A 24,700-nucleotide genomic window follows, 5' to 3' on the forward strand; every position below is an offset into this window, starting at 1 on the left:
TCTCCTTCGAGCTTCGACAACTCGAAGATCAGCCGGTGGCCGTTCTTGTATCCGGACACTCACTCCGACGCCGGGACAAACGCCCGGATCAGGTGGGAGCCCGTACACCACTTCTCAGGACGCAACCTCGCAGCTCCCAGCGATCGCGCTCCACATCTGCGCTCATCCACTGACTCCTACGTCTGACCGGCCCGGATCTGTTTCCGCTGCTCAGGCCGCATTCACAGGGCCAGGGGTCACGGTGCCAACTCGGCTGCACAAGTGCCAACTGGAGCGCTCGGTCAGTCTCATTCTGGAACGATCAGTTAGGGCGCGCAGGTGGGCACGCCTCCCCCAAAATGGACTAGACAACAAACAAACCCCAGGCAGCCGACCTGGGGTTTCATCATGGAGCGGGTGACGAGAATCGAACTCGCGCTCTCAGCTTGGGAAGCGACGGCGCTTGCCCGGCGGCATGACTTCTGACCTGCGGAGATGCTGGCGTACTGGCACAGTCGCACGGTCTTATTCGACCGCTGTTGACCGTTGGTGTCCGCTCTTATGGGCACGCGGAGGGCACGGTGCTGCAGCGAGCAGGAAAGGGGAGTGCCGGCGGCCCTCATGGCACTCGGACTGCGTCGATTCGTCAGTCTGCTCGGGTGCGCGATTGTGGGTGCACACGCGAGTTCCTCCTGCCATACGTCGCCGCCCCCTCGCGAGTAACCCGGCCTCCATCGCCAAGGCCCCCAAGATTGAAGAGGAGGAAGTCGAGCCGTACACGGTCGAGGAGCCGTACCGGGTGGCGGTCCACCACCACCTCATCCCCGGCCTGGGCGCCCCACCGTCTGGAGAAGCCTGAGCCCGAGCACCCGGAGCACTTCTACCGGTAGATGCAGGCGAAAGGCAGCGCCGCCGGCGCTGCCTGATCCACCGAATCGGGGTCCTTCCGGCGTCGGCCGCGCGCTCAGGCGCTCCAGCCGCCACCGACCGCCCGGCTCGACAGGTACGAGTTGCGCAGCGCCTTGCGCAGGCCGGGGACGCTTTCGTCGAACCGCGTGGCGAGCGCCTTGAGCGCCCGCTTGTGGGTGCGGAGTTCTCCGCGGCTCCACACGCAGGTCACCTCAAGCTCGGCCGCGAACACGGCCATGGCCAGCTCCTCCAGCGGTATCGACGCCGGGTCGGCTCCGTTGAGCACGGTGGCGCGTACCTGCTCCTGGAGGACGCGCACCTTGTCCGGGTGGGCGACGGTGACACGGTTTGCGGGGAAGAGCGCTATCACCTTGCCGCGGGAGACGGCGACTTCTCCTGCGGCGGAGAGCTGGTCGCGGACCGGTGTCTCCGCGGTGTGGGCCTTGTTGTGCACGAACTGGAGCCAGCCTTTCGGCTTGCTGTCGGGCAAGTCGCCCCACACCGCAGCGGTGAAGGAGTCGTCCGGCGCCTTCCCGGGCTTTCGGACCACTTTCCCGCCCCTGGCGCTGAGCAGTCCGTCGCGGGCCAGCTCGGTCAGGGCTCCGGCACGCAGCAGCTGGCCGCGGCCTTGCAGGTTGTCGAGCTGGAACTTGGCCTTGTCCACGGTGTAGCAGAGCAGGTACAGCTGCTGCGGCAGCGTCAGGGTCAGCGTCTGAGTCATGTTGTCTCCCATGAAAAGGATGAAGGTCGGCGGGATGGTCGTGCGGCGGGCGCGGTGCGCCCTGAAGCAACACCCGTTGACGGTTCGGTTTCAGGTGGCATACGGCGTGAAGCCGAGTGTCCTCATGCCGTGTGGGCCTCGAAGCCCAGATGTTCGGCCAGGAAGCGTTCCGCCGCGGTGTAGAGGGCGATCACGTTCTCCGGGTTCTCGATGGCGTGGCCCTCGTCCTCCATGACGATGTACTCGACGGGGACACCTCGTGCGCGGAGCGCTTCGACGAGTTGGTCGGACTCGGCGAGGGCGACGCGGGCGTCGTTGGCGCCGTGCACGACCATCAGGGGTGTGCGGATCTGGTCGACGCGGCTGATCGGGGAGCGGGCCAGCATGTCGGCCTCCTGCTCCGGATCGGACGGGTCACCGACGTATGTGAACCAGTTGTAGGCGAGCATCGGTTTGACGAAGTGGGGCTGGCCGCGCAGGAAGTTGGCCAGGTCCGAGACCCCGACGACGTCGACGGCGGCGGCGAAGACGTCCGGGGTGAAGGCGACACCGACCAGCGCCGCGTAGCCGCCGTAGGAGCCGCCCATGATCGCCACACGGTCCGGGGCGGCGTATCCCTGCTCGACCGCCCACCGCACGCCGTCGATGAGGTCGTCGTGCATCTTGCCGGCGAACTCCCCGATGCCGGCCCTGGTGAAGGCCTTGCCGTAGCCGGTGGAGCCCCGGAAATTGACCTGCAGCACCGCACAGCCGCGGTTGGCGAAGAGCTGCACGGCGGGGTTGTATCCCCAGCTGTCCCGGTCCCAGGGACCGCCGTGGACGAACAGCACCAGCGGCAGCCGGGACGGCTGGACACCGACCGGCAGCGTCAGGTACGAGGGCAGCGTCAGGCCGTCACGGGAGGTGACCGACACCGGTCGCATCGGCGCCAGCGACTCGGGGTCGAGGTGCGGCTTCGCCCGGTGGAGCAGGCGGCTCTCGCCTGTGGCGTGGTCGTAGAGGTAGGTGGCCCCGGGGTCGCGGTCGTGGGTGAAGCCGGCCACCCACCGCTGTCCGCTCTCGTCCGAGGACAGTCCGGCGAGATCACCGTCGGACAGCTTCTCCAGGTTCTCCAGTACCGCGGCGAAGTGCGGGTCCAGCGCGTGGATCACCTGCCGCTCCCCGAGATAGCGGACCCCGAGCAACTCGCCTGTGCGCCGGCTGCGGATCAGAGGGGAGGGCAGGGCGGGAAAGACCCGTGCCCGGGCGTCCAGGTCGTACGGCTGGTGCGAGTCGACCTCTTCCTCATTGCCGGTGGCCAGATCGAGCCGGGCCAGGCGGAGACGGTCGCTCCCCCGGTTCGAGCCCAGCCACACCCCGGCGCCGTCCGGCGTGACCTCCATGGGGTAGATCCCCAGCGGAGCGTCACCGCCTTCGAACTGCGCCACGGGGTCAAGGGCACCCGTTGCCCCGTCCCACCGGGCCAGCTCGACATTGCCCTCGGCCGTCGTCGCCACCGCGAACAGCTCGCGCTCGCTGTACAGCCACCCGTCGACCTTGCCCCCGGGGCTCTGTGCGAGGGTCGTGAGGTCGCCGGTGGCGATGTCCAGTTCGACCAGGTCGAACTCGGCCCGGTCGCGCAGGTTCAGCTGGGTGATCACCTTGCCGGGTCGCCCGGCGGGCAGGTCCAGGCCCACGGTCCGCACCCCGGGATAGGGCGTGAGGTTCACCGCGGCGGCGTCCGGATCCTCCAGGTCGACGCGGTAGAGGTGCAGGTTCTCGTCGCCGCCCTGGTCCCGGGAGTAGAGCAGCCACCGCGGGTCACGGGTCCAGTGGTAGCTCACCACTCCGCGGTCCTCGGTGGTCACGCACCGCGCGTCCCCCGGCGCGTCGACGCTCTCGATCCAGACGTTCATGCGGTTCTTCCACAGCGCCAGGTACGCCAGTTTCCTGCCGTCGGGCGAGAGGGTGGCCTTCGCGCGAGCCGGCGGCCCGAAGAACTCCTCGACGGAGATGGTCTCCGGCAGTGCCATGTCGATCCTTCCTGTGGTCAGCGCCCGGTGTCGCAAGCAGGCGGGGTCAAGGACTCGCCTGTCACTTAATGACAGTGTCACTAAATGACAAAGACTGCAAGTGTGCACTCGTGAAGCTTCCGACTGTCGGGCCGATGCCGCACCTTGGGTCCGCGGTCCGGAGTGGGGGAGGTGCAAGTGCTCGCTCGGGGATGGTTGGCCGAACGCACGTCGCTTGTGCGCGCCACCCATGCAAGCGGAGCAGGCGGCGTCCCGGCGGCAGCCTTCGGTCCGCGGTCGGGCGGGGCGGTTCGCTCGCCCCGCGGTCCATTCGGCCGGCAGCTGGCGCGGCGGCAGCCCTGGGCCGCCGGCGGACTTCCGGATCGGTGCGCCCGGCGGGCCTGGCCCACTCTCGATCGGCAGGCTCGACCTCCATGCCCGGCCTGATCCGCGGCCCCAGGGGGTGTGGGTGTCGAGTTCCGCGCGGAGCGCGGGGTGGGGATGAAGGGCAGGGCTCGGTGCTTCGGCACGGCTCTCCCGCCGCAGGTGCCGCACGGACCCCCGGCCGTGGGTTCACAGCGGATGACGCCGACGGCCTTTGCGGCACGTCGCCGACCGCGGGCGCAGGACCCCAAAGCGGGGCGGCCCTGACCGGCGCGACCAGGGTTTCGGCGGGCGTTGCTTGCTAGATCTGTCACTTAATGACACTGTCATTAAGTGACACACTGGCGGGCGCTGAGATTCGCGTCATGCCCATCGCTCAGATCTACATCCGTTCACAGGCAAGCTCGGGAGACATGAATGAGGCAACGCGCCGCGGCCACCTATGCCGCTGCAGTACTGGTGGCCGCCTTTACGCTGACCGGCAGGGTCGCAGCCGAGGCGGGCGCGGGGTCCGAGTCCGGGGCCACCGGGCAGAAACAGAAGGCGGCCGTCGCCACCGCCGGCGACTCCGTCACCCACACAGAGAACAAGCGCGTGCCGAAGGGTGCGCGGTGGACGCAGCACTACTTCCCGTCCTCGGACGGCTCCGAAACCGAACTGCACGCCGACGTCCTGCTTCCGGAAAAGCTGCCCAAGGGCAAGAAGGTGCCGGTCATCCTGTCGGCGAGCTCGTACTTCGGGCACTCCGGGGAGCTCGGGCCCGAAGGCTGGAAGCACACCGGGCCGTCCAAGCGCTTCCAGGACTTCATGAAGGGCACCGATCTGTTCGACCAGGGCTACGCCTTCGTGGCGGTGGACACGCGCGGCTTCGGAGGTTCTACCGGCTGCCTGGACTTCGGCGGACCCGGTGAGCAGGCCGATGTGAAGGCCGCGATCAACTGGAGCGCGCAGCAGTCGTGGTCCACCGGCTCTGTGGGCATGTACGGCATGTCGTTCGACGCGTACACCGGCCTCATCGGCAACAACCTGAAGCAGGACGCGCTCAAGGCCGTCGTCGCCCAGGAGCCTGTGTGGGACGCGTACAAGCATTTCCAGGCCAACGGCCTGTTCCGTTGGACCTCCCCCATCGCGTCCAACACCTACAACACCATCGCGTCCCTCCCGCAGTTGCCGGACGACGACAAGCGCTACCGGGCCAACGCCGACTACGAGAAGAAGCACCCGGAGTGCGCGGCGCTCAACTCACTGAACTCGTCCATCGGCGACCCGGACGACCCGTACTGGGCCGACCGCAGTCCGGCGAAGAGGGCCAAGGGCACGGACACCCCACTGTTCTTCACCCAGGGCTTCATCGAGCCCAACACCAAGGGAGAGGGAATGGAGGAGTTCCTCGACAACCATGAGGGGCCCGAACGCGGGTGGCTCGGTCAGTGGGACCACGTGCGCGGCGACAAGCGCACCCAGGACGGGCAGCTCGCCATGGGCCGCGAGGGCTGGTACAAGGAGACGCTCTCCTTCTTCGACGAACACCTCAAGGGCGTCGAGCCGAAGGTCACGTACCCGGACTACGCCGTCCAGGACAGCACCGGTACCTGGCGGGTCGAGAAGTCGTGGCCGGCCACAGATCGCTCCACCACCCTGCGGCTCGGTGACGGCTCGTACACGGACACCGGCGGCGGTTCGACGACCGCGGCGAAAGGCACGGCTCAGACAGCCGGCAGCGACGGGGCCGGCTTCTTCGTGTGGTCCGAGCCCATCGCGAAGTCCACGCGGATCACCGGCACCCCCAAGGTCTCCATGACGGCCCGGGGTGAGGGTAACGTCATGGTCAAGCTGTACGACGTGGCCAAGGACGGTACCGCGGTCATGTTCGACGAGCAGGTCTCCCGGCTGGACGCCGACGAGCTGTCCCTGGACCTCAAGCCGACCGACTGGACCCTGAAGGCCGGACACACCCTGGCCGTGGAGATCGGCTCCGTCCAGAGCGGTGAATGGCTCGACACACCGTCCCAGCAGCAGATCCAGATCACGGACGCACGCCTCGAACTGGCCCTGGACGACCCGGCCGGCGACGTCGCCACCAGCGGCAACCGCTCTCCCTACCTGGACCTCTACCTCCAGGCGCACACGTCGAAGCTCAAGCCCGGCCCGGCCACGATCACCGTGCCCCCGGCTCGCGAGCAGCGCTGATCCGCCTTCACCGAGAGGTACCGGCACCACAAGCCGGTCTCGGAGATACCGGGGGTCACCGGACAGGGCGCAGTGCCGTCGCCAGGACTGCTGCGGTCAAGAACCGTTGTCCCGGACCCGTCGTCCCGTTCCCCGGCGTGTTGTCGTCGCTCAGGTGGTGACGGGATCGCCCACGGCTCCGCCGGTGGCCCTGCGTACCGCTTGCGCGATCCGGGCCGGCGCGTCGGCGAAGTCCTGTGGGTCGGCGCCTTCCAGGATGGCGGCGCCGATGTCCTCGTTGAGGACCCGCAGGGCGGCCGAGGCAGCGGCGGCGTGCAGGCGTACGTCGAGGTCCTCGGCCGGAAGCCCGAGTCGCGCCGCGATGATCTCGGCCATCTCACGTTCCACCTGGTCGCAGGCCATCAGCCAGGCCGTACGGATGGCGGGCTCCGTGTCGGCCAGCCGGATCATCTTCATCGCCAGCGCGGTGTCCAACCGCTCGACATCACTGGCCTCACGGCCGAACCGGTGGCTCTCCGCGGCGAAGTGCACCTCCAGCGAGAGCTGCGGGGGCCAGCTGCGCAGCGTGGACATCTCCCACTCCACGCCCCGCATCACGATGGGCTCGGCGCAGCTCTCCTTGCTGCGGAAGTGGCGCCAGATGGTGCGCGTCGACAGGCCCACGGCTTCGGCGATCTGGTCGCCGCTGGTCGCGTCGACGCCTTGCGCCCAGAAGAGCCGGGATGCCTCCCGTGAGACATCCAGACGCAGTCGGTGGCGCCGCTGATCACTCATGCCGCCCCGCCCCTTGGTCGATGCCGTACCGGCCATCCCGCTTACTCCCTGCTCCCGACTGCAGGTGCCAGAATGACATTTAGTGACGCCAAAGACCAGCCAGTGAGCATCCCAGGGTCGGTCCCCTCGACGGCCCGGTTTGTCATGGCAGGGGAGGGGCCGACACCACGGGGGCCGCGAAACTGCGGGCGGCAAGTACGGGACCGACCACGAGGGGCGCTCCCCCGTCGTTGTCCTGACGGCCAACAGCGAACCCGAGGGCCCAGCGGAGGTCCGCAGAGTGCCTGTACGGCCTGTCGGCAACTGCGCTGAACTGGCCTGCGCGGGTCGTCATCGACAGCCCGTCGAGCCGGCCGATCACGAAAGGTGCCCGGGACGATCCACCGTCCCGGGCACCCTGCTGTTCCGGCCTCGTCGTCACGGCCGCCGCCCAGCGGCCAGGTCGGCGCGGGGTGTGTCCGCGTACGGCGGGAGGGCGCGGCCGGCGACGGTGACGGCGCTCTCCTCGGCGAGTCGCTCCGTGCTGGTGGTCGTCTTGAGCGGCTTCTCCTCGATGAACAGGACGGCGATCAGCGCCAGTAGGGCGAACGGGGTGGCCCAGAAGAAGAGTTCGGCGGTGGCGATGCCGTAGGCGTTCTCCACGAACGTGCGCAGGGGCTCGGGCAGGGTCGTCACGTCGGGGACAGCGTGCCCGGTTCCGCCTCCCGGCGCGTCACCTCCCGACGTGCGGCCGGCGGCCAGTGCGGGGGCGACACGGTGGGCGAGTACCGCCCCGAGGACGCTGGTGCCGATGGTCCCGCCCATGCTGCGCGAGAAGGACAGGACGGAGGTCGCGCTGCCCAAGGTGCCGGCGGGGACGTCGTTCTGCGCGGCGAGGACCAGGTTCTGCATCAGCATGCCGACGCCGGCCCCCAGGGTGGCCATGTAGATGCTCAGCAAGACGAAAGGCGTGTGGGATCCGATGGTGGCCAGCAGGGCGAGGCCGGCGGTCATGAGTGCGGTGCCCGCCACGAGGTAGCGCTTCCACCTGCCGGTCGCGCTGATCCGGTGTCCGGCGATCGTTGAGGCGGCGAGCGATCCCAGTATCAGCGGCAGGCTCATCAGACCGGCGGTCGTGGGGGACTTGCCCATGGCCACCTGGAAGAACTGCGAGAGGAAGACGGTGCCACCGAAGAGGCCGACACCGACCAGCAGGGAGGCCAGGGTGGTCAGCGCCACGGTGCGGTTACGGAAGATGCTCAGCGGAATGATCGGCTCGGCGGCCCGGGCCTCGACCCGGACGGCCGCCGCCAGCAGCAGCGTTCCGCCACCGACCAGGGCGGCCGTCTGCCAGGAGTACCAGCCGAACGTGCTGCCCGCCATCGAGACCCAGATGAGCAGCGCGCTGACACCGGCGACGATCAGGAGAGCACCGAGCCAGTCGATCGTCACCTCGCGGCGGACGTGCGGAAGGTGCAGTGTGCGCTGCAGCAGCGCGATGGCAAGGAGCGCGAAGGGCACGCCGATGAAGAAGCACCACCGCCAGCCGAGCCAGGAGGTGTCCACCAGGAGACCGCCGATCAGCGGGCCTGCCACGGTGGCGCCGGAGAAGACGGCACCGAAGACGCCGGAGTACCTGCCCAGCTTCCGCGGGGGGATGACGGCCGCCATCACGACCTGCGTCAATGCCGTGAGTCCGCCTGCTCCCACGCCCTGCACCACCCGGCTGAAGATCAGCGTGCCGACACCCTGGGAAAACCCGGCGACGAGCGAGCCGACCACGAACAGGCCCAGCGACATCTGGAGGAGCAGCTTCTTGCTGTAGAGGTCGGACAGCTTGCCCCACAACGGAACGGTGGCCGTCATGGCCAACAGCTCCGCGATGATCACCCAGGTGTACGTGGCCTGACTCGCCCCCAGCTCGGCGGTGATCCGGGGGAGCGCGTTGGCCACCACGGTTCCGGCGAGGATGGCGACAAACAAACCGGCCACCAGCCCGGAAACCGTCTGAAACACCTGCCGGGGCGGCATCGTCACCGCTTCCGGCTTCTTCACAGGGGAAACTTCGGTAGTCACTGAGTCTTCCAATCAAGGACGGCAGCGGCGTTACTCATGGGCGCCGAGCGCCATCTGACAGCGATGCGCTGAGGGATCGGGAGCGGGGGCGGCCCGGTCAGACGAGGACCGCCATTCTTGTCACTTAATGACAGTGTCATTAAGTGACAAGAATGGCAAGTTTTCTGCTGATCTGAAGCCTCTGGGGCCAGTTCGACGGCTACCACACCCGCCCCGGCGCCCCGCTGTTTCCCTCCGAGCGCAAGAACGCCGACGGTTCCTCACGTCGGGTGGGCGACGATGCCCTGCGCAATGGGCTCAAGGACGCGGCCAAAGTGCACCTGTCCGGGTGGGGCAAGAAGCTGACACCGCATGTCCTGCGACATTTCTGCGCGTCCCAACTCCACGGAAGCGGGCTGGACTTGCTCGCCAACCAGGAGGTTTTGGGACACTCGTGGATCGCCACCACGATGCGATACATCCACGTCCAGCAGACCCGGGGCGAGGACGCCCGGGCAGGCGGAGACGGACGAGCGGCAGTCGGCGCGGGGACTGTCACACCGGCGGTGATCCACAAGCGCCGGGACGGCCGATCCCTCCCGCCGGCCTGACGCCGCCTCGATGAGCAAGATCCGCGACAACAAGCCTGCGGTCTCCTGCGTGGGATGCATTTCCTGGGGGCAGCTGCCCGGCCGGTTCTGCCGGGCCTGCTGTACCTACGGCCAGCCCAACTCGCCTGGCACATGTGCTGTCTGCCGTCGCGAGGTTCCCGTCCACGACGGCCACTGCCGGCTCTGCCGGGCCCAGGCCGGCTGGGCCGTCAAGGCTGCGGGCGTCAACGGCGAGGCCGCCGCACTGGCGATCTTCCTTCGGTAGGTGAAGCACCAACAGCTCCGGTGGCGCCTGGCCCCGCCCGGCGCTCTGAACCGGGGAGCGCTTCTCCTCTGGCGACGAACAGGACCTTCGACAAGCCCTACCGTCCCAGTTCAGAGGCGCTCCCCTGGCTATCTGATCACCCGTCGGACGGCCCCCTTGGTGAAAGCCCGAGGTCAACGTGACCAATGTCCGACGCCCGATGCCGTTCCCCGGCGGGACCGCCGGCACCCCCCGGATGCTCCGGTTCCACGCCTCACACGGGCATGGAACCGGCGCCGGCACTCCCGCTGGGGAGCGGCGTGGCGGCGAAGACGGAGTCCGGGTCGACCGCAGACTTCACGGCGAGCAAACGCTCGGTGTTCGGCCCGTAGGACTCCGCGACCTGGTCGGGAGTCTCCGGCCCCAGGAAGTTCACGTAGCCGCCCGGCAACGAGAACGGCTCAAGCGCCGCGTGCAGCTCTTCCAGCCAGCGCAGGTGCGGGGATCTACCATCGCCGGCGCCTGCGTTGCCCTTGCTTTCGCCCTCCCACAATGAGATCAGCTCGACCATCAGATGCGGTTCGCGTCGGCCGAAAGCCGTCGAGCCGAGGGGCAGACGGGCGGCGGCACCATGGAACTGATGCCACACGATCGCGGAGAACGGTGAGGTGAACTCCTGGGCAGCCCGGTCCAGGACGGTCGCGATGGAGCCGGAGATGCTCTTGACGGTGCGCGTGCGAATCGCGCCCATCCGCCCGGGTGGGAACATGGCGTCCGTCGCGGCCAGCGCTGCGGAACGGGCGACCGGTCCAATCTCGGCCAGGATGGGTGTACCGAGTCTGGCCAGGGCACGCACCGGCCCGTTCTCGGCGTTCCCCACCTCGATGTCCCCCGACCAGGTCGGCGCGACGTACACCGTCGGCTTCCCGTCCGGGCCGGGAAGGAACCCCACGTCCACCGTCAGCTCGTCCGGGCTGTTTTGAAGGATTCCACCGAGGTCGGCGAGAATGTCGGCGCTCTGGACGATCGGGTACAAGATGGTTCCCGACACCATTGTCGGCACGGGGTGCAGACGGATCCGTGCCGAGGTCACGACACCGAAGTTGCCGCCGCCGCCCCGCAACGCCCAGAAGAGGTCCGGATGATGGTCGGCGTCGGTGGTGACTCGTGAACCGTCGGCCAGGACGACTTCGGCGCCGAGCAGGTTGTCGGCCGCGAGCCCGAACTGCCCGATCAGGGGGCCGTATCCGCCGCCGAGCGTGAGGCCGACCATGCCGACGGCGCCCGCCGTTCCGGTGACCGCCGTCAGGCCCGCCCGCTCGGCGGCCGTTACGACGTCGGACGAGAGAGCCCCGCCACCCACCGTCGCGAAACGGCGGCCGATGTCGACCTGAACTCCCCGCATGTCAGTCAGATCGAGAACCAGTCCGCCGGGACGGAACGCCCGCCCCCAGAAGTCGTGACCCCCGCCGCGTACCGAGATCGGCACCCCATGGTTGCGAGACGCGCGTATCGCGGCCTGCACGTCAGCGGTGGTCGCGCACCGCACGACGACAGCAGGACGGACATCGACCGCTGCGTTGAACAACGCCACTGCTTTCGCGTACTCCGGTCCGTTGGTGAGTACGCGGCCCGCAGGGATTCTGGACCGCAGCTCAGCCAGCAAGGCAGCGCTGACTGCGTGGCGGGCATCTGCATGGGCATGGGCATGGGACTGCATGGTCACTCCTGCGTGTCGCTCACGGGTGCGGCCAGTCGACGGCGACGGCATGGAGCCGGAGACCGGCGCGGTCAACGAAGTTCGGTAGCGTTCCGCTCCTGTCGGAGCTGGGTGGACTCGTCCACGATCACGTGGGTCCGGTGCAAGACATCGAGCTGCGCCGGGTTGTACAGCTCACGCAGGACCGTCTCCATGGTCTCTCGAACGAATTTCTTCCCTTTCGAGGCGGCCGCGTACAGGTCGGGCAGGTCCGGGTGGTCCTGCCGCAGCCGGCGCAGGTAGGGCACCATCCGCTCCACGAGGTCTTGGCGGATGTGCTCGTCGGCGTCAGCGGAGAGTTCGTCGAACTCTCGATTGATCGGGTGAGCAGGCAGATTGCGTACCAGTGCGCCGTAGGCTTGCAGCTGCTCTACGTTCATCAACCGGGTCATGACCAGCAGGAGCGAGCGGTCGGTCTCGGACAGCACCGTTGATTCGCCGGGCGTGAGCTCCGTAGGCAGGTCGGCCGGGGCACGCTGCTCGATCAGTGCCGCGAGTTCGAGCCGGGCCCGCTGCAGCCGCTCGATGGTCGCGGCCAGTTCCGCGTCGAGCGTGAGCAGTGCCTGTCCGGGGTGCTCGCCCTTGTCCACCGTCTCCGCGATCTGGTTCAGCGAGAACCCGAGATCGACCAGCCGCTTGATCCGCAGCAGGCGGACCAGGTGCGGCACGCCGTACTGCTTGTAGCCGTTGGCGCGGCGCTCGGGCTCCTCCAGCAGTCCGACCTCGTGGTAGTGCCTCACCGCCCGCAGGCTGGTGCCGGCAAGCTCGGCGATCTCCCGAGTACTCCAGCTCATGATTCTCAGCCAATACTGTGCCGCTACGGCACGGTCAAGTCCTGTCTCTGGCTCTCACAAAGGCTGCCTGCACGGCTGGGCCGACGTTTTTGTCCGTACCAAGAGAGACGTCAGGCCGCGGAGGGTATCTCGGACAACGACGGCCAGAGATGCGCCCACGGCCGCGCCCTCTCCAGCTGCGCGGCCAGTGCCAGCAGCTCGGGCTCCGAACCAGGACGTCCGACGAACTGGACGCCGAGCGGCAGCCCACTCGACGTCCGGTGCAGCGGCACCGACGACGCCGGGCGCCCGGTCACGTTGGCCAGCTGGGTGAAGGGCACCGGCTCAAGGTTCGCGTCGGCCAGTTTCTCGACGAGGTTCATCCGGCCCAGCACACCGCCGATCCGGGCGGCCAGCACCCCCCGTGCGGCGAGCCGGACCGGCGAGGCGAGATCGAACTCGCCGATCGGCCACGCCGGCCGGGCCGTGGTCGGGGTGAGCAGCATGTCGTAGCGCTCGTGGAACGCGGCCAGCGCCCGGGTGTGCTGGTGCCAGCGGGACTGCGTGGCGAGATACTCCGGCGCCGAAAGGCGCCGGCCGATCACAGCCATCATCCGGGTCCCGATCTCGAAGTCGTCCTCGGAGCAGCCGGTGAACTCCATTGCGGCCGTGACCTCGGCGGCGACCATCGCGAACCAGGTCGTGAGGAAGTCGGTGGCCAGGCGCTGCCCGTCGATGGCCGGGGCGGATTCCTCCACGACGTGCCCGAGTCCGGTGAGCAACTCCCCCGTGTCCAGAACCGCGGCGGCGGCCTGCGGGTCAACCGGTCCGCCGAGCGGGGACACCGTGGTCAGCCCGATCCGCAGCGGGCGTGGGTCGTCGACGACGGCGTCGGCGTACGGTCGCTCCGCCGGAGTCACCCGGTACGGGCCCTCCGGTGCGGAGCCGGCCAGGACGTCGAGCATCGCGGCGGAGTCACGGACCGTGCGCGACAGCACGCCCTGCACCGCGGCGCCGTGGAAGACCTCGTCGACGTCCGGCCCGGACGGGACGACGCCACGCCCCGGCTTGAGGCCGAACAGCCCGCAGGCCGCAGCCGGATTCCGGATGGAACCCCCACCGTCGTTCCCGCCCGCGACCGGGACGACTCCGGCCGCGACGGCCGCCGCGGACCCGCCGGAGCTGCCACCGGGCGTCCGCGACGGGTCCCAGGGGTTGCGGGTCGGGCCCCCCGCGACCGGCTCGGTTATCGCGCGAGCGCCGAACTCGGAGGTCGCGGTCCGGCCGAACACGACCAGACCGGCGTCGAGCCAACGCTGTACCACCGTGGAGGTCTCCGGGCGCGGGAAGCGTGCCAGCGATCGATTCCCACTGCCGGTCGGAACCCCGGCGAGGTGCTGGCCCAAGTCTTTGATCAGGAACGGGACGCCGGCGAACGGCCCGGACAGCGGGCTGCTTGCGCGGGCACGGGCGTCGTCGTCGAGTCGGTGGCGGATCGCGTTGATCGTCGGCTCGACGGCGTCGGCACGGGCAATCGCCGCCTGGAGCAGTTCAACCGGGCTCACCGCTCCGGACTTCACCAGCTCAGCCAGCCCGACGGCGTCGTGCTCCCGGTACTCTTCCCAAGTGATACCCATACGAGTGCTCCCATCAGAGCGATAAGGGGGCAGGTCCGCGGCACGTCCAACGTCACGCCTCGGTCATCGGCGTCCCGGCCACGACCTCGCGCGGGTCTCGGTCGGCCGGTCACGACCGCGTCAGACACTGTGCAGCGATGTTGATCAGCGATGGTCGGAGTCAACACTGTGCCGCAACGGCACACTCAAGCTCATGCTGGATCACACCACGCCGAGTTCTGGGCGCAGCACCGGGCGCGGGCACGCGATGAAGCTCAGGCTGACCGGAGGCAGAAGGGGTGTCCGGCTGCCGGGCCGGCATAGGCCCGTCCGCCTTCTTGCTGTGCCGAGTTGACGTCGTCAGTGGACTGCGGCTGACGCGCGCCATTTCGCGCGGTCTGGCTTTCCCGCCCCCGACCTGGCGCCTGACCCTCACCGTCGTCAGCGACGTACTCGCGAGGGTCCTCGGACATCGGCGTCCGACGACCCGAACCAGCACCCCGTTCGAACCCGACCGACCCCACGAACGGATGGAGAACAGCCAGTTACGAGTGCAGTGCGGTTGAAGTGCGGGTCGGCATGTGTGGTCAGAAGCCGGCCGGCACGGGGCCTACGTGGCGCCAGACAGTGCCGCGGCGCTCATGGGCGAAGAGTTCTTCGACAGCGTGGGCGATCTGGGGACCTACCATGCGCTCCAGCAGGTACAGGCCCAGGTCGAGGCCGGAGGTGACGCCGGCCCCGGTGACGAGGTCACCGTCGTCGACGACGCGGGCGCTGACCGCGTGGACGCCGGTGGCGTTGAGCATGTCCAGGCCCATGTGGTGGGTGGTGGCGTAGCGGCCCTCCAGCAGGCCGGCCATGGCCAGGACGAGCGAGCCGCCGCACACCGCGCTGAGCGTTACCTCGGGGTTGTCCCTAGCTGCCTTCAGCAGTGTGGGCAGCTCGGTCGTCAGGGCGCGGCCCAGCAGTACGGGGATGAATTCGTCCTGCTGCCATGCCCCGGCCACCGCGTCGTGCTCGGGGACCTCGCCGGGCTCTCCCACGCGGCCCGAGGCGCCGGGGACCAGGATCAGGCCCGCGCGTGCGGGGTCCAGGGCGGCAGTGGCGCGCAGTACCAGGCCCCCGGTGCCGCTGACCACGTCACGTGGTCCCTCCGCGGAGACCAGTTCCACACTCACCGCGCCGCCGGAGGCGGTGCCGCCGGCGTACAGCACTTCGTAGGGAGCGACGACATCGAGCGGATCGAAGCCGTCGAACAGGATGATCTGGGCGTGCATGGAGAGGTTCCTTCGCGGGAAGTCGGTATCCGGCCCGTGCCGGAGTCGCTCCCGACGCTAACCGGCCGCCAATCTGCCCCCAAGTGGCATTAGTGACACCTTTCAACGGAATACCGCCACAGCTGTAGGCAAGGTTCTGAACTGCCTAAACTGCAAAAATCACGACACTGAGACCAGGGCATGACCACAGAGGGGCAGACATCTTCTGGCCATGCACACCATTGCCGTCCTCGCCCTGGACCAGGTGATCCCCTTCGATCTGTCCACCCCGATCGAGGTCTTCTCCCGAACCCGCCTCCCGGGCTGACGCCCCGGCTACCAGATCCGCGTCTGCGCCGTACGGCCGGAGATCGATACTCGTTCTCACTACCGGCGCTGGCCGAGCACGAGAAGACCCAGACGTACCCGGAGGCCGTTGAGACGGCGCATGCAGACTTCGCAACCCTCCAGCAGCGCGACCACAGCCCCGAGTAGTTACTCAGCGCTACACGCCACATGGCCGTAGCTCTTACGAGAACAGGGCCTCTATCGGCGAGTTCGTCAGTGACGAATCCACCCGCAGTCCGACGTCCAAGTCGACTTCATCGCGGGCGCTCGGCATTCTCCGGGCTGGACAGCACGGCCTCCGCCCGGGCACCGGGAGCACCGTCTCCCCCTCGGAGCACTGGCCGGTCCAGCAGTTCTCCGCGACAGGATCGAGGGCCGCCTGCCAGGCCCTCACCGAGGCACTCGGGACACGCACGTCCGGCAGCGAGCCCATCGAGTCCGGGGCAACGAAGCACTTCGGGGCATCCCGCAGCAGGTCGGCCACCCCGCCATGCGGCCGTGGTCCCAGACACGTGATCACGGCGCCGTGGTGCTGAGGCGGCGACCCGTGGTGTGTCGGGAACGGATCTCAGGTCGTGGCCGCGTCCCCCACCGCTCCCCCCGTGGCGTTGCGGACCGCCTGGGCCAGGAGCTGATGCACGTAGGCGAATTGGCGCGCGTCGGCACCGCCGAGCAGGGCATCGCCGATCTCCTCGTTGACGACCCGTAGGGCGCCCGAGGCGGCCGCCGCGTGCACCTGCACCCTGATGTCGTCGGCAGGCAGGTTCAGTCGGCCGGCGATGATCCCAGCCAGTTCGCGTTCCATCTGGTCGCAGGCCATCAGCCAGGTGGTGCGGAGAGCGGGCTCCCTGTCGGCGAGCGCGATCATTTTCACCGCGAGCGCGTCGTCGGCGCGTTCCACCCTGTCGGCTTCGCGGGCGTACCTGCTGATCTCAGTGGCGAGATGGTCTTCGAGGGAGAGTTCGGGTTTCCAGCGTCGCAGGGCGGCCATCTCCCATTCGACGCCGTGCGAGATGATCGGTTCGGCACAGCTTTCCTTGCTGCGGAAGTGGCGCCAGATGGTGCGCGTCGACAGTCCCACCGCTTCGGCGATCTGGTCGCCGCTGGTCGCGGTGACGCCCTGCTCCCAGAAGAGACGCGAGGCCTCTCGAGAGATCTCCAACCGGATCCGTCGGCGTCGTTGCTCGCTCATACCGGGTCCGGCGCGATTGCTCACCTGCATGGGGTCACCTCGTCATACATCCGCGGAAGCAAACGCCACAAAGGGGCGCTGTGTCGCTAAGTGGCCGGTTGGGTCGTCGCGGACGGTGCACTGGGCGCCACGTCGGGCGTGCGGGGCCCGTAGCGGTTCCCCGACGAAGTGGGAGGTCGGAGCTGTACGCGAGTCGAGTGCGGGCGGTGCCGGCGTAGCGGCTCACGCGCGGGGCTGCTCAGGTGGTGCGTGGGGAGTCTGTTGGGGATGGCCGTGGTCGCTCCGTGGTGCGGACGCGCGTGCCGGACGGGCCGCGGAGGCCCGTCCGGCACGGACGAGGAGCGGGGAGGGCGCCGGTCAGGCGCGCTGGGCGGGCAGCAGGCCCATGGCCTTCAGCCGCTTGTTGGAGGCTCGGGCGGCCCAGGCGACGGCCAGGAAGCCCACGGCGAGGAGCGGGTAGCCCATGGCGATCTTGGCGAAGCCCAGCGAGCCGACCTCGTCGGCCTGGTAGAGGTACTGCTGGACGGCGAACCGGGCGCCGAAGATGGCGGCCAGTACCAGGGTGGCGATGTCGTAGTAGAGCCGTGAGCGCTTGTCCTCCCGCCAGACGGTGCCCTTGCCGGTCGCCGAGTTCCAGATCAGGCCGGCCAGGGGCCACCGGAGCAGCACGGAGAGGACGAAAGCGACGGCGCCGGCCAGGCTCGCCCAGATGCCGATGAGGAAGAAGTCCTTGGCGGAGCCTGTGTACCAGGAGATGCCGGCCGCGATCGCCACGCCGAACAGGCCGCCGAGCGCGGGTTGGATCGACTCCCTGCGCGTCAGCCGCTGTACCGCGATGCCCAAGGCGACGAGTAGGGCGGCGGCGACGCCGGCCTTGAGTCCGCCGACGTTGTTGGCGACGACGAACACCACGGGGGGCAGTGCCGAGAAGACAAGACCCTTGGTGCCGCCCGCCTGCTCAAGCGCCGACTTCTGCTTCCGCTGGCCTGCCGTCTGCATGTCGGATGCCGCCTCCTGGGGACTCGTGGTCTGCATGATGATCAGCTCTTCCGGGTTCGTCTGGGGGGGGCGAGTTACTGTGACACTAAATGTCAGTCTGGCAGTAAGTGACGAACAGAGCTATCTCTCGCTCTGTGATCTGAGTCACGCCTTGGGTCGCAGCGGTGACTGCTGCGGCCAGGAGCCGTCTGCGTGTGGGTATGGCGAACCTCCTGAAGCGTGGGGCAAGAGGGAAGCGATGGGGAACCCGAGAGAGGCCGAGGGGGGCCTCTCCTTTTGGGGGAGCGGGGCGTCACTGGACGCAGTCAGTGGCCTCCGGCGTGAACTTCATGGGGTCGAGCCGGTCCGTGGCAGCGGCCTCGGTGTAGGTCGCGTGAGTGACCCGGTATCAGACGGCGCCCTTGGAGGTGTCGCCGTCCACGTCGTTCAGGCTCACGCCAGCGCTCCTGGCGGATCACCCGGGTGTGCGTCTCGGTGCCGCTGCGGACGTTCTTGCGCTTCCGGGAGCCCGTGGTGGACGTGCACTTCCTGACCGTGTGCGGGCGCGTGACCTTGGTGATCTTCCTGGAGGCGTGGCGGACGGCGTCGCAGAGTCCAGTGGCGGTGGCCGCCTCCGATGCGGTGTCCGGCGCGGTGCCCCCTGGTCGTCGTCGTGGCCCTCGTCGCGCTGGCCGCTGCTGCCCCCGCTGGCGGTGGAGTCCTCCCATGGATTGTCGTTCTGCCCGCTTCCGCTTCCGCATGCGTCGAGCCCGGCCATGAGGGCCATCGTCAGACCGGCCACCATCAGGCGTCTCTTGCCGGACATATCTTGTTCCCTGTCCGCTGATGTCCCAAAAAAAGACGGTCAGCGTACCTCCCACCCGCTTCTCCTCGTCCCCGGTCGGCATTGACAATCGCCCTCGCACGCCTCCACCATCATTCCACTAATCAGGTAGTGGAATAATGGTGGTGATCGTGGAGTACCGCATCGACAGGCGGAGCGGGGTCCCCGCCTTCCAGCAGATCGTGCAGCAAACCAAGCAGGCCCTGCGGCTTGGCGTACTGGTACCGGGTGACCGGCTGCCCACCGCCAAGGAGGTCGCCGAGACCAGCACGGTCAACCCGAACACCACCCTCAAGGCGTACCGCGAACTGGAACGCGAGGGCCTGGTCGAACCGCGACCGGGCCAGGGCACCTTCGTACGCCGCACGCTGGGCCGCCCCGAGACGGGCACCGACTCGCCGCTGTACGCGGAGCTGGTGGCGTGGATGTCGAAGGCGGCCGGGGCGGGTCTGGAGCAGGAGGACGTGGCCGCGCTCGTCGCGTCGGCGATGGAGAAGCAGTACGCCGCCGGGACCACGGCGGCAACGGGGTCCACGACAACGGGGTCCACGGGGGCCACGACAACTAGGAGCACAGGTGAGTGAAGTTATGTACGCGGGGGAACCGGCGATCGAGGCGTACGGACTGGGGATGCGCTACCGGCGGGGCTGGGCGCTGCGGGACTGCTCCTTCCGGCTCCCGGTGGGCCGGATCTGCGGGCTGGTGGGACCCAACGGGGCGGGCAAGACCACGCTGTTGAACATCGCGGCCCATGTCCTGGAGCCGACGCAGGGCTCGATCAGCCTGTTCGGCGAGGCGCCGGGCTCGGCGGAGGCCGGCCGGCGTACCGCGTTCCTCGCCCAGGAGAAGCCCCTGTTCCGCCGCTTCACCGTGGCGGAGACCCTGCGACTGGGCCGGGAGCTGAACCCCGGCTGGGACCAGCGCGCCGCCGAGGACATCATCCGCGCGGGCAATGTGCCCTTCGAGGCGAAGATCGGCACCCTCTCCGGTGGTCAGCGCACCCGTGTCGCCATCGCCCTCGCCTTCGGCAAGCGCCCCGACCTGCTGCTGCTCGACGAGCCGATGTCGGACCTCGACCCGGTCGTACGCCACGAGATCATGGGCATCCTCCTCGCCGAGGCCGCCGAGCACGGCACCACCGTGCTGATGTCCACCCACGTCCTCGCCGAACTGGAGAACGTATGCGACTACCTCGTCGTCGTCTCCGGCGGCGGAGTGCGTCTCGCCGGTGACGTGGACGAGCTGAAGTCCGTGCACACCCTGATCACCGGGGCCAGGGAGGGCGACGGTCTGCCTGTCGCCCTCGGGCACCACGCCCTCGTCGAGTCCCGGACCAGCGGACGGCAGTTCACCGCCCTCGTCCGCCCCGAGGGCCCGGTCATCGGCCCCTGGGAGACGGACACCCCGAACATGGAGGAACTCCTGCTCGCCTATCTCCGCTCACCCGACGCACCACCTCTGATCACCCCCACCGCCCAGGTCCACCGCCAGGGGTTCGGCACCGGGGCGGTGGCGGCATGAGCACCTTCACCCGCAGCTCGACCAGCACCTCGACCGGCTCCACGAGCGACGGCAAGAACGGGACCACCGACGGGACCTTGAACGCGACCACCACGGAGGCCACCCGGCGCCCCCGCCTCAGCGGTATGACCTGGCTGGTCTGGCGCCAGCACCGGGCCGGGTTCTGGGCGATCCTCGCCGCCACCGCGCTCTCCGTGGCCTGGATCGTCTACCAGCGCGGCCAACTGGTCGACTTCCTCGACGGCTACGGCTATCCCGGCAAGAGCCTCGACGATGAGGGCGGCAAGTTCCAGCAGTACAAAGACGCGTTCTCCTTCGTCTCCATGGGGCTCCAGGCGATACCCATCCTGCTCGGTGTCTTCCTCGGCGCCCCGCTCCTCGCGGGCGACCTGGAGAACGGCACCGCCAAGCTGGTCGCCGCCCAGTCCATGAGCCGGACCCGCTGTCTCGCCACGAAGCTGGCGCTGGCCGGACTGGTGGCAGTGGTGAGCACGGGCGTGTTGTCGGCGGTGTTCGGCTGGTGGTGGAACCCCGTCAAGTCCGATGTCACGTTCATGGACTGGACCTCGGGCGCCGCGTTCAACACGACGGGCCCCGTGCCTGTCGCCCTCACCCTCTTCTCCGTCTTCGGCGGGGTGGCGATCGGTGTGGTGCTGCGGCGCACGCTGACGGCCATGGTGGTCACCTTCGGTTTCACCGTCGTCCTCCAGCTCGTCTGGGGCTACTTCCTGCTGTCGCTCGGCAACGTCGTCACGGTCACGACGAACAAGGGTGTCAACGTGTACCCGTCGCTCCCCCACGGCGCCTACGAAATCGACCAGTCGTATGTCACCGGCAGCGGGGATCTGGTGGGCTGGGGCACCTGTTCGGGGTCGCAGACCGAGGCGGCACGGCAGGTGTGCCTGGACAAGGCCGATGTCGTGGGCTGGTCGGTGCAGTACCTCCCGATGTCGCAGATGAACGCCATGCAGTGGTTCGGGGCGTCGATTCTGTTCGCCCTGACCGCCGGTGTCGTGGCGTTCCTCTTCTTCTGGGGTCGTAAGCGGCTCGTCTGAGTCCGTACGCCCCGCGCCCCTTTGCGAAGGGGCGCCTCTTTCCCCCTCTGTTTCTTTGTCCCGTCCGCCGGGCTGCTCTGCCATGCCCGAAGGTCCAGAGAGAAAGGCATGCGTTGAATCACCGTAAGAGGCGAGCGAGTGAGGCTTCCGCTCTCGCCGCGCTCGTCGCCACCGCCCTTACCTCGGCCCTGCTCGGTGCCCCGGAATCCGGGGCCGCACAGTTCGACAGGGGTACGGCAGGTACGGCCGGGGCTCTCGGCAAGGCCAGGACAGTCACCCTCGTCACCGGTGACCGGGTCACGCTGGACGCCACCGGACAGGTCACCGGTGTGCGGCCCGGCAGGGTCGGGAAGGCACCGCCTTCCGAATAGTGCGGAGCGCCGACCACACCTACGTCGTCCCGCGTGACGCCGAGCGGCTCCTCGCGAACGGCACCGCCGACCGGCGGCTGTTCGACGTGACGCAGCTGGTCAAGTGGGGGTACGACGACGCGTCCCGCCCCGACCTCACGCTGATCGTGACGTACGCCAAGGGCCGCACCCTCGCGCCGAGCGCGCTGTCCGCCGCCGGAGCCCGGGTCAGCCGGGACCTGCCCAGCGTGAACGGGGACGCGCTGAAGGCCCGTAAGCCGAGGGCGCCGACCTGTGGGAGACGCTCACCGGCAGCGGGGGGTGCCTCTACGTCCTTCGTCAAGCCTGAGCTGGTCATGCGACGGCTGCTTCGGGGAGGCGGGGTTCGTAGAAGGTGCCGTCGCGGAGCATCGCGAACAGCACGCTGATCCGCTGTCGGGCGAGGCGGAGGAGGGCTTGGGAGTGGGTCTTTCCGCGGGCCCGACAGCGGTCGTAGTAGGAACGGGAGGCGGGATCGTGCAGGGCGGCGAACGCGGACAGGAACATCGCCCGTTTGAGCTGCCGGTTGATGCCTCTGGGGGCGTGTTCGCCGTGGATCGAGGTCCCCGACGACCTTGTGGCCGGGGCCAGCCCGGCGTAGGAGGCGAGGTGGGCGGCGGTGGGGAAGCTGGTGCCGTCGCCGACGGTGACCAGCAGCACTGCGGCGGTCCTGACCGCGACCCCCGGCATCGAGACATCCGATCGGTCTATGGCGTCAAGCCGGGACCGGTAGCGGGGTGGGGAAGGCGGTGTTCTCGTCGTAGTTCTGGCGTGTGATGAGGCAGTGGTGGAGCTGGCCGAGGAGCCGGTTGAAGAGGTTGCGCAAGGCTGCGGTGTGCCGGTCTCCGATGCTTCGGCGGCGGTCGTAGTGGCCGCGAGCTCCGCGGGATCCGGACAGCGCGGCGAAGGACCAGACGTAGCCGACTGCGGCCAGTCGCTGGTTCTTCACCTTGCGGTGGTGGACGATCAAGCTCTTGCCGGAGGCTCTGGTGATGGGGGCAGAGCCTGCGTATGCCTTCAGCGCCCGGCCGTCGGCGAACCGGGACCGGTCGTCGCCGATCTCGGCCAGGATGCGGGCTCCGGTGAGTTCACCCAGGCCCGGGAAGCTGGTGATGATCTCAGCGTCCTCGTGCTCGGTGAACCGCTCGGCGCATGCGGCGGCGAGGTCATCGGCCGCCTGGGCAGCGGCATCGAGTTGCAGAATGAGTGCCCTGACCTGCTGACCGAGGGCTTCCTCGACGCGCGGGAGCTGACGCATGTGCGGCTCGCGCAGGACACCGGCGAGGTGTTCGGCCCGGGTCTCGATGCGGCGCTGGCGGCCGGCCCTGCGTAGAAGAGACCGGAGCCGGGCCCTGCTCAGCGCGGCAGCCGCGGCCGGAGTGGGAGCTGCGGCGAGGACGGCGCGGGCCTCTGGGTGGGCCAAGCCCACGTTCTTGACCTGGAAGGCTGCCAGGGCGGCCGGGAAGAACTCGCGCAGTAGGGACCGGAGTTGGTTGGCCAACTGCTGGCGGTTCCAGACAGCGTCTTGCTGGGCCCGGGCCAGGACGGCGATTGCCTGGATGAGTTCGGAGTCGGCGGGCAGCGGATGGTGATGGTCCGCGTCCGTGCGCAGGACGTTCGCCAGGGCGAGGGCGTCCGCGTGGTCCGACTTGGCCCGCGCGACCGAACGTCGCTCTCGATAACGAGCGACCGCCATAGGGTTGATGGCATAGACGGGGCGGCCGGTGGCTCGCAGGCAAGCCACCAGCAGACCGCGGGAGGTCTCGATCGCGACGGGGATCGGATCCCCGGGCTTGTCCCCGGCCTCGGCGAGAAGGTGCTGCAGGGTCTCCAGCCCGGCGAGGTCGACGCTGATCCGTTGCTTGGCGACCAGGTCGCCCCGCTCGTTGACCAGGGCGACGTCGTGGTGGTCCTCCGCCCAGTCGATGCCGCAGAAGATCTTCAATCAGGCCCTCCTCGAACGCAGATGGTGCAGGAGCCAGTGCAGGGAAACGCCGCGCCCTAATGGGAGGACTCGGAGGTCCGGCATCCGATTGGCAGTTTGCATCCCCAGCGGTCGGCAAGGGCCTCGCTCTATATGCGGAGCAGGTGGCTCTGGTGTCGATGAGAGGTCTCCTTGCCGGCGGCTCGGAAGACGCACTACCCAGCGGATGATCACGACGCGCCGGAAACGGAGAGCTGGTTGCGCACAGCCTCAATGAAGTAGGAGTCGAGCTCCGGGTCAGGACCAGACGTCCTCCGGCCCTCCGCCACCGTCGTGCACCACCATTAGGTCAGGACCTTGGAAAGAGGGTGGTCCTCCAGCAGGGCCTTGATCTGGGCTTCCAGGGCCCGGCGTTGTTCGTGGACGGCCGCGAGCGAGAGGGCCAGGGAGGGGATCACGACGTCGAGGGTGCCGGTCCCCGGGACCACGACGGTCTGCTCGTCCAGGGCGTCGAAGCCGTCGTCGATCAGCCGCTGGGCCAAGGTCGCGGGCCGGGTGAGGATACGACGGCTGGTCTGTCCGGTCCTGGGCTGCAGGCGGCAGACCTTCCGAGATCAGGTCCCCGGGCTCCTGGAGCGCCATCAGCGCCGCACCACACGTCCGACCGGCCAGCTCTCTGAGCTGGTCAAGGAGTTATGCGGCCGGGCGTCCCCCGGAATCGCCCGATCGCTGGCCGTGCCCGTGTCGTACGCCTCCGCCCTGCGGCTGCTGCGGCGGGTGCCCGTGCCGGAGGTGCGGATCCCGCGGGTGATCGGGGTCGACGACTTCGCCCTACGGCGCCGGCAGAGCTACGCCACGATCATCATTTCGGGTTCGCCAGCGCCCACAGGATCGCTCCCGAGCCCACGGAAGCTGACGTCGAGGTCGTGTCTGACGACGTCGCCCCAGAGGAACGCCGCGCTCTGGTCGAGCGAGAGCAGCAGGACTACTCGGCGCCTGGGTCGTGCTGGACATCAAGCCCCGCGGCGGCCAGGCCGCATGCGTGTCGGGGCTGCACCAGCAGCTGTCAGACATCGTCAACGGCTTCCCGCCCGTACTCGTGGCTCGGGGTTAGCACCACCTCTCCCCCCCAGGGACTTCCACCCCCAAGCAATCACCCATGCTGGGCGCGCACACGGAAGGGGTTTGACGACGGCCGTCGTCAAACC

18 protein-coding genes and 4 pseudogenes are annotated in these 24,700 nt (G+C 68.8%); 9 read left to right on the forward strand and 13 right to left on the reverse strand.

Features of this window, described 5'->3' with window-relative positions:
• Positions 1 to 943 precede the first annotated feature (943 nt).
• Together FNH08_RS15625 and FNH08_RS15630 are read right to left on the reverse strand one after the other, a co-directional pair.
• Positions 944 to 1,609, reverse strand: a complete 666-nt coding sequence (locus tag FNH08_RS15625; RefSeq protein WP_228034148.1) for a GOLPH3/VPS74 family protein — start codon at positions 1,607 to 1,609, stop codon at positions 944 to 946.
• 122 nt (positions 1,610 to 1,731) lie between these two features.
• Entirely contained in the window at positions 1,732 to 3,621 is a 1,890-nt protein-coding gene (locus FNH08_RS15630; protein WP_152772093.1) for a S9 family peptidase, read from the reverse strand.
• A 780-nt stretch (positions 3,622 to 4,401) separates the two neighbouring features.
• Here FNH08_RS15630 and FNH08_RS15635 point away from each other — a divergent pair.
• The gene (locus tag FNH08_RS15635; RefSeq protein WP_152772094.1) at positions 4,402 to 6,174 is read left to right on the forward strand and encodes a CocE/NonD family hydrolase; all 1,773 of its coding nucleotides are present in this window, start codon (positions 4,402 to 4,404) and stop codon (positions 6,172 to 6,174) included.
• A gap of 150 nt (positions 6,175 to 6,324) precedes the next feature.
• Here FNH08_RS15635 and FNH08_RS15640 read toward each other — a convergent pair whose 3' ends face one another.
• Complete coding sequence (locus FNH08_RS15640; protein ID WP_152772095.1) at positions 6,325 to 6,948, reverse strand: TetR/AcrR family transcriptional regulator; 624 nt, start codon at positions 6,946 to 6,948, stop codon at positions 6,325 to 6,327.
• A 417-nt stretch (positions 6,949 to 7,365) separates the two neighbouring features.
• On the reverse strand, positions 7,366 to 8,958 hold the full coding sequence (locus FNH08_RS15645; protein WP_152772106.1) for an MDR family MFS transporter: 1,593 nt from the start codon (positions 8,956 to 8,958) through the stop codon (positions 7,366 to 7,368).
• 314 nt (positions 8,959 to 9,272) lie between these two features.
• Between FNH08_RS15645 and FNH08_RS15650 the strand changes: the two genes are divergently transcribed.
• Together FNH08_RS15650 and FNH08_RS15655 are read left to right on the forward strand one after the other, a co-directional pair.
• A complete protein-coding gene (locus FNH08_RS15650) occupies positions 9,273 to 9,593 on the forward strand; it encodes a tyrosine-type recombinase/integrase (RefSeq protein WP_322724586.1) in 321 nt (106 codons plus the stop codon).
• 10 nt (positions 9,594 to 9,603) lie between these two features.
• Positions 9,604 to 9,858, forward strand: a complete 255-nt coding sequence (locus FNH08_RS15655) for a hypothetical protein (protein ID WP_152772096.1) — start codon at positions 9,604 to 9,606, stop codon at positions 9,856 to 9,858.
• A gap of 253 nt (positions 9,859 to 10,111) precedes the next feature.
• On the opposite strand, the gene FNH08_RS15660 is transcribed toward FNH08_RS15655, so the two are convergent.
• The 4 genes from FNH08_RS15660 to FNH08_RS15675 all read right to left on the reverse strand — a co-directional run bounded on the left by FNH08_RS15660 (position 10,112) and on the right by FNH08_RS15675 (position 15,262).
• Positions 10,112 to 11,608 (reverse strand): FAD-binding oxidoreductase, encoded by a 1,497-nt coding sequence (locus FNH08_RS15660; protein ID WP_456114948.1) that lies wholly within the window; start codon positions 11,606 to 11,608, stop codon positions 10,112 to 10,114.
• Between the two features lie 20 nt (positions 11,609 to 11,628).
• Positions 11,629 to 12,390, reverse strand: coding sequence for a MerR family transcriptional regulator (locus FNH08_RS15665; RefSeq protein ID WP_152772098.1), 762 nt, complete (start codon positions 12,388 to 12,390; stop codon positions 11,629 to 11,631).
• Positions 12,391 to 12,500: 110 nt separating this feature from the next.
• Complete coding sequence (locus FNH08_RS15670) at positions 12,501 to 14,006, reverse strand: amidase (RefSeq protein ID WP_152772099.1); 1,506 nt, start codon at positions 14,004 to 14,006, stop codon at positions 12,501 to 12,503.
• Between the two features lie 566 nt (positions 14,007 to 14,572).
• Entirely contained in the window at positions 14,573 to 15,262 is a 690-nt protein-coding gene (locus tag FNH08_RS15675) for a DJ-1/PfpI family protein (protein WP_152772100.1), read from the reverse strand.
• A gap of 211 nt (positions 15,263 to 15,473) precedes the next feature.
• On the opposite strand from FNH08_RS15675, the pseudogene FNH08_RS53970 reads away from it, so the two are divergent.
• A pseudogene (locus FNH08_RS53970) lies at positions 15,474 to 15,644 on the forward strand (AraC family transcriptional regulator); the annotation flags it as partial.
• Positions 15,645 to 16,157: 513 nt separating this feature from the next.
• Here FNH08_RS53970 and FNH08_RS15680 read toward each other — a convergent pair.
• Together FNH08_RS15680 and FNH08_RS15685 are read right to left on the reverse strand one after the other, a co-directional pair.
• Positions 16,158 to 16,811: a TetR/AcrR family transcriptional regulator gene (locus FNH08_RS15680; RefSeq protein ID WP_228034149.1), complete on the reverse strand. Its 654-nt coding sequence runs from the start codon at positions 16,809 to 16,811 to the stop codon at positions 16,158 to 16,160.
• 327 nt (positions 16,812 to 17,138) lie between these two features.
• On the reverse strand, positions 17,139 to 17,816 hold the full coding sequence (locus tag FNH08_RS15685; protein ID WP_152772101.1) for a DUF3159 domain-containing protein: 678 nt from the start codon (positions 17,814 to 17,816) through the stop codon (positions 17,139 to 17,141).
• Positions 17,817 to 18,722: 906 nt separating this feature from the next.
• Here FNH08_RS15685 and FNH08_RS15690 point away from each other — a divergent pair.
• The 4 genes from FNH08_RS15690 (at position 18,723) to FNH08_RS50735 (ending at position 21,550) form a co-directional block, all read left to right on the forward strand.
• Positions 18,723 to 19,187 carry a GntR family transcriptional regulator gene (locus FNH08_RS15690; protein WP_152772102.1) on the forward strand — a complete coding sequence of 155 codons (465 nt, stop codon included), beginning with the start codon at positions 18,723 to 18,725 and terminating at the stop codon, positions 19,185 to 19,187.
• Positions 19,188 to 19,191: 4 nt separating this feature from the next.
• Complete coding sequence (locus tag FNH08_RS15695) at positions 19,192 to 20,124, forward strand: ABC transporter ATP-binding protein (RefSeq protein ID WP_152772108.1); 933 nt, start codon at positions 19,192 to 19,194, stop codon at positions 20,122 to 20,124.
• The gene (locus FNH08_RS15700) at positions 20,121 to 21,179 is read left to right on the forward strand and encodes an ABC transporter permease subunit (protein ID WP_152772103.1); all 1,059 of its coding nucleotides are present in this window, start codon (positions 20,121 to 20,123) and stop codon (positions 21,177 to 21,179) included. Before FNH08_RS15695 ends, FNH08_RS15700 begins: the two co-directional genes overlap by 4 nt.
• 113 nt (positions 21,180 to 21,292) lie before the next feature.
• Positions 21,293 to 21,550, forward strand: a complete 258-nt coding sequence (locus FNH08_RS50735) for a hypothetical protein (RefSeq protein ID WP_194238494.1) — start codon at positions 21,293 to 21,295, stop codon at positions 21,548 to 21,550.
• A gap of 333 nt (positions 21,551 to 21,883) precedes the next feature.
• Here FNH08_RS50735 and FNH08_RS15710 read toward each other — a convergent pair.
• From FNH08_RS15710 to FNH08_RS15720, 3 genes and pseudogenes are all read right to left on the reverse strand, one after another.
• A pseudogene (locus FNH08_RS15710) lies at positions 21,884 to 22,264 on the reverse strand (transposase); the annotation flags it as partial.
• A 19-nt stretch (positions 22,265 to 22,283) separates the two neighbouring features.
• Entirely contained in the window at positions 22,284 to 23,513 is a 1,230-nt protein-coding gene (locus tag FNH08_RS15715; RefSeq protein ID WP_152772104.1) for an IS110 family RNA-guided transposase, read from the reverse strand.
• A gap of 326 nt (positions 23,514 to 23,839) precedes the next feature.
• Positions 23,840 to 24,034, reverse strand: a pseudogene (locus FNH08_RS15720) (IS110 family transposase); the annotation flags it as partial.
• Positions 24,035 to 24,047: 13 nt separating this feature from the next.
• Between FNH08_RS15720 and FNH08_RS15725 the strand changes: the two are divergent.
• Positions 24,048 to 24,359, forward strand: a pseudogene (locus tag FNH08_RS15725) (ISL3 family transposase); the annotation flags it as partial.
• Between the last annotated feature and the right edge of the window lie 341 nt (positions 24,360 to 24,700).

Source organism: Streptomyces spongiae (assembly GCF_009377185.1).
Taxonomy (GTDB): Bacteria; Actinomycetota; Actinomycetes; order Streptomycetales; family Streptomycetaceae; genus Streptomyces; species Streptomyces spongiae.

Coding starts and splice junctions, on each gene's coding strand:
- FNH08_RS15625 (WP_228034148.1), bottom strand. CDS start 1,609: ATGACTCAGACGCTGACCCTGACGCTGCCGCAGCAGCTGTACCTGCTC.
- FNH08_RS15630 (WP_152772093.1), bottom strand. CDS start 3,621: ATGGCACTGCCGGAGACCATCTCCGTCGAGGAGTTCTTCGGGCCGCCG.
- FNH08_RS15635 (WP_152772094.1), top strand. CDS start 4,402: ATGAGGCAACGCGCCGCGGCCACCTATGCCGCTGCAGTACTGGTGGCC.
- FNH08_RS15640 (WP_152772095.1), bottom strand. CDS start 6,948: ATGAGTGATCAGCGGCGCCACCGACTGCGTCTGGATGTCTCACGGGAG.
- FNH08_RS15645 (WP_152772106.1), bottom strand. CDS start 8,958: ATGCCGCCCCGGCAGGTGTTTCAGACGGTTTCCGGGCTGGTGGCCGGT.
- FNH08_RS15655 (WP_152772096.1), top strand. CDS start 9,604: ATGAGCAAGATCCGCGACAACAAGCCTGCGGTCTCCTGCGTGGGATGC.
- FNH08_RS15660 (WP_456114948.1), bottom strand. CDS start 11,608: ATGCCGTCGCCGTCGACTGGCCGCACCCGTGAGCGACACGCAGGAGTG.
- FNH08_RS15665 (WP_152772098.1), bottom strand. CDS start 12,390: ATGAGCTGGAGTACTCGGGAGATCGCCGAGCTTGCCGGCACCAGCCTG.
- FNH08_RS15670 (WP_152772099.1), bottom strand. CDS start 14,006: ATGGGTATCACTTGGGAAGAGTACCGGGAGCACGACGCCGTCGGGCTG.
- FNH08_RS15675 (WP_152772100.1), bottom strand. CDS start 15,262: ATGCACGCCCAGATCATCCTGTTCGACGGCTTCGATCCGCTCGATGTC.
- FNH08_RS15680 (WP_228034149.1), bottom strand. CDS start 16,811: ATGCAGGTGAGCAATCGCGCCGGACCCGGTATGAGCGAGCAACGACGC.
- FNH08_RS15685 (WP_152772101.1), bottom strand. CDS start 17,816: ATGCAGACCACGAGTCCCCAGGAGGCGGCATCCGACATGCAGACGGCA.
- FNH08_RS15690 (WP_152772102.1), top strand. CDS start 18,723: ATGGTGGTGATCGTGGAGTACCGCATCGACAGGCGGAGCGGGGTCCCC.
- FNH08_RS15695 (WP_152772108.1), top strand. CDS start 19,192: ATGTACGCGGGGGAACCGGCGATCGAGGCGTACGGACTGGGGATGCGC.
- FNH08_RS15700 (WP_152772103.1), top strand. CDS start 20,121: ATGAGCACCTTCACCCGCAGCTCGACCAGCACCTCGACCGGCTCCACG.